The sequence below is a fragment of the Microcoleus sp. w1-18aA5 genome (assembly GCF_036701705.1).
Classification (GTDB): domain Bacteria; phylum Cyanobacteriota; class Cyanobacteriia; order Cyanobacteriales; family Microcoleaceae; genus Microcoleus.
The window spans coordinates 52927-63692 of record NZ_JAUPTE010000036.1; the positions used below are offsets into that span (position 1 = coordinate 52927).

7 protein-coding genes are annotated in these 10766 nt (G+C 47.3%); 6 read left to right on the top strand and 1 reads right to left on the bottom strand.

From position 1 onward, the window contains the following. Positions 1–8: 8 nt before the first annotated feature. A complete protein-coding gene (locus Q5691_RS15075; protein WP_333345443.1) occupies positions 9–1337 on the bottom strand; it encodes a J domain-containing protein in 1329 nt (442 codons plus the stop codon). Positions 1338–1537: 200 nt separating this feature from the next. Here Q5691_RS15075 and Q5691_RS15080 point away from each other — a divergent pair, with 200 nt between their 5' ends. The 6 genes from Q5691_RS15080 (at position 1538) to Q5691_RS15105 (ending at position 10665) form a co-directional block, all read left to right on the top strand. After that, complete coding sequence (locus tag Q5691_RS15080) at positions 1538–4810, top strand: DNA polymerase I (RefSeq protein WP_333345445.1); 3273 nt, start codon at positions 1538–1540, stop codon at positions 4808–4810. Positions 4811–4845: 35 nt separating this feature from the next. Further along, positions 4846–5766 (top strand): DUF1698 domain-containing protein, encoded by a 921-nt coding sequence (locus Q5691_RS15085; RefSeq protein WP_333345447.1) that lies wholly within the window; start codon positions 4846–4848, stop codon positions 5764–5766. Between the two features lie 70 nt (positions 5767–5836). Continuing rightward, the gene (locus Q5691_RS15090) at positions 5837–6409 is read left to right on the top strand and encodes a thermonuclease family protein (RefSeq protein ID WP_333212711.1); all 573 of its coding nucleotides are present in this window, start codon (positions 5837–5839) and stop codon (positions 6407–6409) included. A gap of 431 nt (positions 6410–6840) precedes the next feature. Beyond that, positions 6841–7362, top strand: coding sequence for a hypothetical protein (locus tag Q5691_RS15095; protein ID WP_333212713.1), 522 nt, complete (start codon positions 6841–6843; stop codon positions 7360–7362). 565 nt (positions 7363–7927) lie between these two features. Further along, complete coding sequence (locus Q5691_RS15100; protein ID WP_333309421.1) at positions 7928–9643, top strand: ATP-binding protein; 1716 nt, start codon at positions 7928–7930, stop codon at positions 9641–9643. A gap of 515 nt (positions 9644–10158) precedes the next feature. Then, positions 10159–10665, top strand: coding sequence for a hypothetical protein (locus Q5691_RS15105; protein WP_333345449.1), 507 nt, complete (start codon positions 10159–10161; stop codon positions 10663–10665). Positions 10666–10766: the final 101 nt, after the last annotated feature.

Genomic DNA, 10766 nt, shown 5'->3' on the forward strand with positions numbered 1-10766 from the left:
TGACTAATTCAAAAGATACGATCGCCCAACCAACTTCCCAGCCACAGCCCGAAACCCGAAGTAGCCACCAACAGGATAACCGTGTAAAGCCCGCTGCCGTTGTGGCTCAACCTTTCTGCCGCTACCATCCGCGCCACAACTCCAGCAATAATGCCGATCGCAGCCCAAGCCCCATAAACAGTCTTAGACCCGGCGATAGCCAAGGCTTCGACGATCACCCCCGAACCCGCCCCAGCCAAAACCCCCGCCCACGCCCCAATCCCCAGCCCGATCGCACCAGAGAGCCCCACGGGGCCGCCAGAATTCACGCCTAGTTCCGTCGCCAGCCCGCACGTCAAGCCAACAATCGCCCAACACACCGCCGTCACCAACGCCTTAACCCAATTCCCCGAATCCGTTCCAGCCATCAATCCCACCACTGTCACCACTCCCCCTACAGCCAAAACAGCAGCCACAGCCCGCGACTCAGCCTCGGAACTGGCGATCGCCCCCAAACCAGCCCCAACAGCGCCCCAAGCAGCCCCTGTGACCTTTCCTCCCGCCTGAAAACCGGCGATCGACCCCCCTACCGCCCCAGCCAAAACTAACGCCGCCAGCCACACTCTAGGCGTTGCCGAACCCTCCGCCAGCAAAATCGCCGCCCACAGCCAATCTGCACCGCAGATTAAAGCCCACATCCACAGCGGGGCGTCTGATTCTGATACCGTCAAAATCCAACCGGTCAAAGCGTAACTCGCCACGGCGATTGCCAGCGGCCACCAGGGGAAGCTTGAATAGTGTTGAGATGGCCGCACTTCCCTCGGCGCGCTTCGCGGTTTTGAGTATTGAGTGGAAAATTCTGTTTTCCTTTTCGAGGTAAGCTTTCGGTAGTGTTGAGATGGCCGTGCTTGCCTCGCAACGCTTCGCCCTGGTTGCTTTGTGCCCCGCCACGCTTGGCGATTTTGAGTGGTAAATCGTTTCTTGCTTGAAGAGTTTTTTTGAGTGAGAAATTTTTTGGAGGCGGCTTTTGGGCGGGTTTGACGGCGCTGGGAAGCAGGCCTGGCGGCTGATTTTCCAGAACGCCTTCTCAGCGGTTTTTCCGGCGCAGGCGGCGGTGGCTGCTGAAACTGTTTTTCGATCAACCTCGATTCAGGCTGACTCAGAAACAACACCAACTGCTGGTAAGCTTCATTAATTTCTGTTAATCGTTGTTGAGCTTTTTGTTGCAGGCGGTCATTGTGGGCAAACCGATCGGGATGCCACACAAACGCTAAATCCCTGTAAGCGCGCTTAATTTCTTCGAGGGAACTTCCCGGCTCAATTTCGAGGATTTCGTAGCATCGGTTAATGTCAGCCATAGGCTTCGGGCAGGTGTTTGTAAATTCGCGTGAAGCGAAGCTATCCCGTAGGGAATCGTACTTAACATCTTGTACTATTCTTAGCCAAGCTGCACAGTAAGCCGAGATCCACTCAAGTGTCAAGCGTCCTCAAGTCTGCGGGCCATCCTTCCGGTCGATCAATGCAGGCGGACAACTGAGTACAATGAGAAAATCCTTTCGTGCGATCGGTATTTGTGTCTGTGTCGGCAAATCAAGCTCCCATCTTCATCTTAGTTGACGGCCACTCTCTGGCCTTTCGCTCCTACTTCGCCTTCGCCAAAAGTCGAGACGGAGGCTTGCGAACGACAACAGGCATTCCCACCAGCGTCTGTTTTGGCTTTCTCAAGTCGCTGCTGGAAGTAATGGCGGCCCACGACCCCCAGTACATGGCGATCGCCTTTGACCTCGCCACACCCACATTTCGTCACGAAGCAGACGACACCTACAAAGCCGGTCGAGCCGAAACACCGGAAGATTTTAAGCCGGATATCAAAAACCTGCAAGAGCTTCTCACCTATTTGAATTTACCTGCAATAACTGCTCCGGGCTACGAGGCGGACGATGTTTTGGGAACTTTGGCAAACAAAGCCAGCGCGGCCGGTTATCAGGTCAAAATCCTCACGGGCGATCGAGATTTGTTTCAATTAGTAGAAACCGACAAACAAATCAGCGTATTGTATTTGAGTACCGATGAACTCAGGCGATCGGGCAAAGGCAAATCCCAAGAATACGGCCCGGAAGAAGTCAAAGCCAAACTCGGTATTTTGCCCGAACAAGTAATAGATTACAAAGCCCTCTGCGGCGACAAATCCGACAACATCCCCGGAGTCAAAGGCATCGGCGACAAAACCGCCCTGCAATTGCTGGAAGCTTACAATTCCCTTGATGGAATTTATGCAGCCATCGATGAGATTAAAGGAGCAACTAAGAAAAAGCTAGAAGAAGGCAAAGAAGCTGCTTATCATTCTCAACGCATGGCGACAATTGTCCAAGACGTGCCATTAGAAATCAACTTAGAAGATTGCCAGCTTATAGGTTTTGACGAATCAGCCTTGATTCCCATGCTGGAAAAGTTGGAATTTAAGACATTTTTAAGCAAAGTTAAACAAATTCAAAAGCGTTTTGGTGGTGTAGAAGAACCATTGGCAAAGGGCGGGCAAGATGCCCAACCCCTACTCCCCACAATCAATTCAATGGAGAGTGGAACAGGCAAGATGCCTGTTGCCGACAGTGGAACAGGCATCTTGCCTGTTGCAAAGGGCGGGCAAGATGCCCACCCCACAATAGATAAGTCACTTTCATCTTCTGAAATTTCAGAAGATGAAAGTGACACATTTTACAGTTTGGCAGAAACCCTAGCCGCCCAGCAGGAAAACAAACTGCCAATTAAACCCCGAATAATTCAAACAACCGAACAGTTAAACGAATTAGTCCAACTGCTGGAAACTTTCACCGACAAAACCTCACCCGTGGCGTGGGATACCGAAACCACCGCCATCGAACCGCGAGACGCCGAATTAGTCGGAATTGGCTGCTGTTGGGGAACGGGTGAAGAGGATCTCGCTTACATTCCCACGGGACATAAAACGGGCAAAAACTTGGACAAAGCCACAGTTTTAACTGCTTTGCGTCCGATTTTGGAAAGCGAGAATTATCCCAAAGCGCTGCAAAATGCTAAGTTCGATCGATCGATCCTACGCTGTCAGGGAATCAAACTAGCCGGAGTCGTCTTCGACACCATGCTAGCCAGTTACGTACTCAATCCCGAAACCAGCCACAGTCTCAGCGAACTGTCAAAGAAATACTTAGGAATTGTAGCCAAAAGTTACAATGAATTAGTACCGAAAAACAAAACAATTGCTGACATCAGCATTCCGGCGGTAGCGGACTACTGTGGCATGGATGTTCACACCACATTTGGGTTAGTAAATAAACTTAGAGCAGAATTGAAGGAAGCTGATAAATCCAGCTTTCCCGGAAAAACTTTGCGCGGGTTACTGCTGGAAGTAGAACAGCCTTTAGAACCAGTTTTAGCTGAAATGGAATATCAGGGGGTTCGCATAGACACAGGATATCTTAAAGAACTATCCAATGAAATGGAACCGCGATTAGCAGCAATTGAGCAGGAAATTTATAACGCCATACCTCTTGAGGATTTCAATGCTTATCTCGCCGAAAAAATCGAACATATCGAACCAACTTTAGGGACGGTTCCTCAGAAAGTTTACGAGACCGTACCCAGTGCAATTTTAAAGCCTTTTCTCAAGAAAGTCTTGCCAAAAAACAACCTGGATTTAGCTGAGATCAAACAGAAAGTTTACAACACATCACCCAGTGAACTTTTAAAGTTGAACTCACCCTCCCAGTTGAGTGAACTGCTGTTTGACATACTCAAGCTAAACACCAAAAAGTCTAGTAAAACTGCGACAGGCTTCTACTCCACTAATGCTGGCTTCCTAGAAAATTTGCAAGGAGACCATAAGGTTGTCGATGCTATCTTAGATTACCGTACCCTGCAAAAGCTTTACTCTACCTATGTAGATGCTATACCGAAGCGGGTGCGTCCCGATACTCAGCGATTGCATACTGATTTCAATCAAACTGTTACAGACACAGGTCGTCTGTCTTCTTCTAATCCTAATTTGCAGAATATTCCAATCGGTACGGAATTTTCTAAGCAAATTCGCAAGGCTTTTGTACCAGAAGAAGGTTGGCTGATGGTGTCGGCTGACTATTCTCAAATTGAACTGCGAATTTTGGCTCACTTGAGTCAAGAACCTGTGTTAATTGAAGCTTATCAAAATAACCGAGATGTGCATACCGTGACGGCTCAATTGTTGTTTGAAAAGGAAGAAATAACTCCCGACGAGCGTAGGTTTGGCAAAACGATTAATTTTGGGGTAGTTTACGGTATGGGGGCGATTAAGTTTGGCAAATCGATGGGTAAAAGCGCAGCAGATGGGAAGGAGTTTATTCGCCGATTTAACGAGCGTTACAGTAAAGTTTTTGAATATTTGGAGAAAGTGAAAAAAGAGGCGATCGCCCTCGGATACGTTACCACAATACTCGGCCGCCGCCGCTATCTAAACTTCGACAAAAATGGCAGCCTCCGCCGCTTACAAGGCAGCAATCCCGAAGACATTCGCTCAAACGAACTTAAATCTCTCAGCAGAGATGACGCCCAATCTTTGCGGGCCGCAGCCAACGCTCCCATTCAAGGTTCCAGTGCTGATATCATTAAACTTGCCATGATTGAGGTACACAAAATTTTGCAAAACTATCAGGCGCGGCTGCTGCTGCAAGTTCACGATGAATTAATCTTTGAAGTACCTCCCGATGAATGGGAAGAATTGCAACCGAAAATTAGAACTGCGATGGAAAATGCTCTGCAACTTAGCGTACCGCTGATAGTTGACATCCACGCTGGGCAAAATTGGATGGAAACTAAATAGACAGCAGCAACCGCACTTTTGGGAGAAAAAACAAGATGATGACAGCAGAAACACAAACTTTGTGGCAGCAGTTAAACGACTTAAAAAAACGCGCCACCGATTTAAACTTGCGCTTTTCTCAAGGAGCTCAAAAACTGCAAGACACGGGCACTCCTTTATCCGAAAGCTTGATTGAAGAATTAGCCGTCTACCGCCAAGATTTTGACAAGCTATGTGCCAAAACTCAGCAATTGCCAAGCCCGCAAGCTGCACCTGCGGAGATTGTTTCTCTACAAGATATCGAAAGATTGTTGCTAAAAGCAGAAGTAGCAAAAATTCCCACTTGGCATCACTGCATTGACCTCGGTTGCGGAGTCATCACTCCCGGCGGCGGTAAAACCTCATCTCCCCAAACCGAAGAAAAAATTGGACTTCCCCAAAGTTTAGCAGGAATGACTGTTTTAGATGTCGGTGCTTGGGATGGATTTTATTCTTTTGCCGCCGAAAGGCGCGGGGCTAAGCGCGTTTTGGCTACAGATTCCTTTGTTTGGCAATCCCCCGATGTTGGCAAAGGAGGATTTGAGTTAGCCCGCAGAGTGCTCAACTCTCAAGTTGAAGATATGGAGATAGACGTGCTCGACCTTTCGCCGGAGAAAGTAGGGGTTTTTGATTTGGTTTTGTTCTTGGGAGTGCTTTACCATATGAGGCATCCCCTGCTGGCCCTCGATCGAGTTTTCAGTGTCACCGGCAAACAGTTAATATTAGAAACTCACGTTGATATGCTCGATTGTCCAAGACCGGCAGCGGCGTTTTACTCTGGCCGCGAACTGAATAATGACCCGACGAATTGGTTCGGGCCAAATGCTCTGGCGGTGAAAGGAATGCTGGAAAGTGCAGGGTTCCGCGACATTAAGGTTGTTAATACTTCGCAGGCTAGCGGTACGTGCGCCCGGATGGTTTTTCACGCTTGGCGTTAGGGAAAGACTGAAAGTGCGATCGGTTAATTAAACTCACCACATAAATGTAAAGTAATGTACAGGCAGAAATATGAGCCAACTTAAAATCGCTATTTTCCCAAAAATAAAAACCTTAAGTGCAGTTGCTCTGCTATTGCTACTATTCGGGTGTCCACAAAAGTTAGCGCCCAACAACTATGCTGTCAAGCGAGTCAGCGACGGCGACACCCTTGTCGCCAGCGATGCCGCCGGGAAAGATATAAAAGTGCGTTTTGCCTGTATTGATGCACCGGAAGTCGCGCACACAAATGCTGAGAAAAATAGCAAAGCAGCAGCAAAAAAAAATCAATTTAAGTGGGGAAATCTAGCGCACCAAAGAATGCAGCAGCTAGTTAAACAAGGGGGCGGTCGCGTTGTTTTGACCGTCACGGATACTGACCGCTACGGCCGCAAAGTTAGCGAAGTTCGCTTGCCAAATGGTACATTTGCCCAAGAAGTTTTGACCCGCGAAGGATTAGCAATGGTTTACCGTCCTTACTTGAAAAACTGTCCGAGTGCAAGTATTTTGGAACAAGCGGAAGCCGAAGCTAAGAAAAATCGCCGCGGCGTTTGGGGAGATTCTAAGTTTGTGCCCGCGTGGAAATTTCGGAACAGTGATAAATGATGGGAAGAAAGCCCTTCGACTTCGCGATCGGGTAAAAAGAAGGAAAATGGTAGGAGTACGAGCTAACTCTTGCCTTCGGAGTTTTGTTAGTCTAGTATTGCCACAAGTTTCAACCGATTTGTATATTGACAGGGACAGGATTATGTTGTTGGGGTGGAATCTGGGAACCTCTATCAGACATTTACAGTCTTGGACTCACTCCGGTTTTGTTAAACCCCGTCTATACTAGAAATCTTAGGTTTAGCTGCTCCGCATCGACCCAGAAAGCGGGTTTCTAGATACCGATGCCGATCGCCCTAATTTCGATCGCACTTTGATCCGATCTGTTTTTTCGGAAAAGTCAACAAATGTGATAGGCTCCAGATAAACTAATAGACTGCTGACAAAAGCGGTCTATTGCAATCACCCAAAATTAACTTTACCGGACATCAATGAATATCAAACATCTGGTTATTTCCGGCATGGCCCTGCTCCTCGGTACTACAATCGTAGGAAATGCTATTGCTCAAGGACTGACCGAAAACGAAAAAACGGTTATTTGTCGCTTGAAAACAGAAGTTGACCAGCGGAAAAGCAACGGTCAAAAATTAGTATTTGTGCCGTTGCTGGGCCAAGTTCGCAAGCAAGTTTCATCTCCTTTTAGAGCAACGCTGCATCCTAATGTGGAGTATGTTTTTGTTGCCACTTGCGACGGAAATTGCCAGGATTTAAACTTATCTCTCAAGGATGCAAGCGGTCAGGAAGTCGCTGTGAGTCAAAAAACAGGCGAATTGGCGTCAATCTCTTTTACTCCCCCCTCCCAAGGCGAATATCAAATCACTGCTAAGCCTGGGGAATGCACGACGGCAGAGGGTTGCAGTTACGGCCTGGGAATCTTCGTTCCTGCCTCTGCTAGCGTACCTAATGCTTCAAGAATTCCTGCTGAGATAGCACAATTTCGACTTTGCCAGTAGGGGAACAGCGATAGAGTTGTGGGTTGCGAGTAGAGTAGAGTTTTTAATTAGAAATCTAACTCATAACTTGCAACTTATAACTCGCAACTTATCTCGCAACCACGCCAGACGGTGAGTAGGTTATTAATGACTTCAATTATCTGAAACCATGGCTTTGACCGAAAGCATCCAGGATACAAGCCCCCGGATTCATCCGTGGGGTCAAGGCTTCAATCTAAAATCTAAAATCTAAAATCTAAAATCTAAAATCGATTGACTGGTTCTTACTTCTTGCTTTTTTTACTCTGAGCGACTTGCCCTGCCCTTCGACTTGGCTCAGGAACCGCGACTTGCCCGATCGCATTGCCGAAGGGAATGTAGCCGAAGGCAGCCGAAGAGCCTTCTTCCTTCTGCTATATTTTGTTACGCATAACTCCTCCAAACTGTCAAGCAGATCGAGCTGTGGAACCCTGCAAAGACCCCATAAGTGCCGAAAGCTGGCTTGAAGCCAGAACTTTATTTACCCTCATGCAGGCATCAATTAGAATATAGATGGTGCCTCTCAAAGGTGACGAGTACATTGCCCATGTCTTTAACCTTAGCTTTGAAAAATCAACTGCAGAACCGTCCTCAAATAGGGTTGAAAAGTCTGTTGGGCCGCTTGGGCATCAGGCAGAAAATCGGCTGCGGATACGCCTTGGTCATTGGTATTGCCGTTTTGGGTGCTGTGGCGGGACGGGGAGTAGAATCCTATCACAAACAGCAAGTTAGAGAAAAACTAGCGATCGACCGAGACAAAGCGGAAATCTTAACAAACCTCAATCACACGGTGCAGGAAGTCAGAATTCAGCAGCAAGAGCTCGCGAGTCTGACGACCAAACCGCAAATTTTCGATCGCGAACGATCGGAATTCCTGACTCGCGTTGCTCAGATGAGCGGCATCCTCGAACAACTGCAAACCCTACCGCCGACGAAGAATGCCGATATTGCCAAAGACTACCAACAGCTTCAACAGTTCGCTCAAGTCAACGGCAAAACCGTAGAATCATACTTTCAACAAGTACAAAAATTGTTGGCTACTGCGAAATTATCTGCTTTGAATCCGCAACAGCAGCAGGCTTTCGGCAGGAACTTGAACAATTTTGTGGCGGGGGGAACTGCTTTGAAACTCAAACAGTTTTCCGAGGATTCAGCCGAACTGGCCATCAACTTTCGCGAGAAAGCAGACGAGGCATTGAGAACCTACGAAAATGCCGAAAAACTCGGAACTCTCATTCTCGTTGGCTCTCTCTTGATATCAGGTGCGATCGCAGCAATTCTAGCAGCATACACCAGCGGGGCGATCGCTCGCTCCCTAGAAGCCACCACCCTCATTGCTCAGCGAGTGACAGAAGAATCTAACTTTGACCTGCAAGTACCCGTCACTACTTCCGACGAAGTGGGAATGCTAGCAATTTCCCTCAACGAACTGATCCAAAGAGTAGCAGAATACACAGAAGAATTGCACGAAGCAAAAGTAGCTGCCGAAGCTGCAAACCGCTCAAAAAGTGCATTTCTCGCCAACATGAGCCACGAACTACGCACCCCCCTCAACGCCATCATTAACTACAGCGAAATGCTGCAAGAAGATGCTCAAGATTCTGGTTCAGAAGACTTTCTCCCGGACTTAGAAAAAATTCAAACCGCAGGCAAACACCTGCTGGATATGATTAGCGACATCCTCGATATTTCCAAAATAGAAGCCGGTCACGTCACCCTTTATTTGGAAAACTTCGACGTGGCGACCATGATTGAAGAAGTGATGACTACGGCTCAACCGCTAGTAGAAAAAAAAGGCAATGCTTTAGCACTGAAAACAAAAGGCGAACTCGGCACAATGTACGCCGATCAACCGAAAGTGCGACAGATTCTCCTTAATTTGCTCAGCAATGCTGCCAAATTTACCGAAAAAGGCGTCATTACTATCGGCGTCGAAAGAATTAAAATTGAAAAATCTAGACCGACGAAACCAAATAAAAATAATGATATTCAATCGGGTTCAAACTACACTTCTCAAGTTTTAATGTTTCGAGTTAGCGATACGGGCATTGGAATGACAAACGAGCAATTAGAGCAGATATTTAAACCTTTTACCCAAGCTGATGCTTCGACTACCCGCAAGTATGGAGGCACAGGTTTGGGATTGACAATTAGCCAGCGTTTGTGTCAAATTCTCGGTGGCGAAATTAGCGTTGAAAGCGAGGACGGTAAAGGTTCAACTTTTATTGTCAGTCTCCCGGAACGGGTTGTGATGCAAGGATGAAGTCAATCGATTTTAGATTTTAGATTTTAGATTTTAGATTTTAGAATTGAAGCATTGAGCCCACGGATAAATTCGGGGGCTTGTTTATGGGATACAGGTTTTTTATTTCTGGACGTATGAATCCGAGGGCTTGTATCCTGGATGCTTTCGGTCAGGCAAAATATGGATTTTGACACGGATACACGGATTAATTATTGAGCATTCGTCAATAGTCAGGAGGCAGATATTCAACGAAAAAGAAAGAGGGAGGAAGGAAGAGGGAAATTTTAAAATGTATTGATATAGCAACCGCTTTCGTCGGTTCGGGCAGAAAGTGTAAATAGCGCCAATTGCCGTGCGATCGCAAAACCCATCTCCAAAGTTCTACTCTTAAATATTAATACTTCGGACAGTTTTTGATTACCAGCCGTAGAATAAGGGTTTAAAGGCTCCAAGGCGATCGAGCTACCAACGGAAAATCGAGGGTTTCAGACTACGAAATAAAAACAGTTCGGACTATTGAAAGATGAGGGTTTATGAATATTACTCGCGTCTCAGTTGACTCAGCAGGCAATCAGGCCAATCAAGGTCCATCGGTATCCTCCTATCCTTCTATTTCGTCCGACGGGCGGTTTGTGGTGTTTGGATCTCCAGCATCCAACCTCGTGCCGGGGGACACTAACGCTAGTAGTGATGTCTTTGTGCGCGACACGCTAGCCAATACCACCACCCGTGTCTCAGTTGACTCAGCCGGCAATCAGGGGAACAACCTTTCCACCGAACCCTCCATCTCAGCCAACGGGCGGTTTGTGACATTTTGGTCTAATGCCACCAACCTCGTACCGGGGGACACTAACAATACCAACGACATCTTCGTGCGGGACTCGTTGACAGATACCACCACCCGCGTCTCTGTAGACTCAGCAGGCAATCAGGGGAACAAGTATTCCGGCAATCCATCCATCTCAGCCGACGGGCGGTTTGTGGCGTTTCATTCTAGGGCCACAAACCTCGTAAGCTGTTCGACATCTAAACTGCATTAACTCGCGTTACCTTTGTTTTTGATTTTTCGGTTCCATTTCATAATTAATTCTCCTTCATTTAAAAGTTTATGTAACAGTGATTCTAGTTTTTCAATGGATTC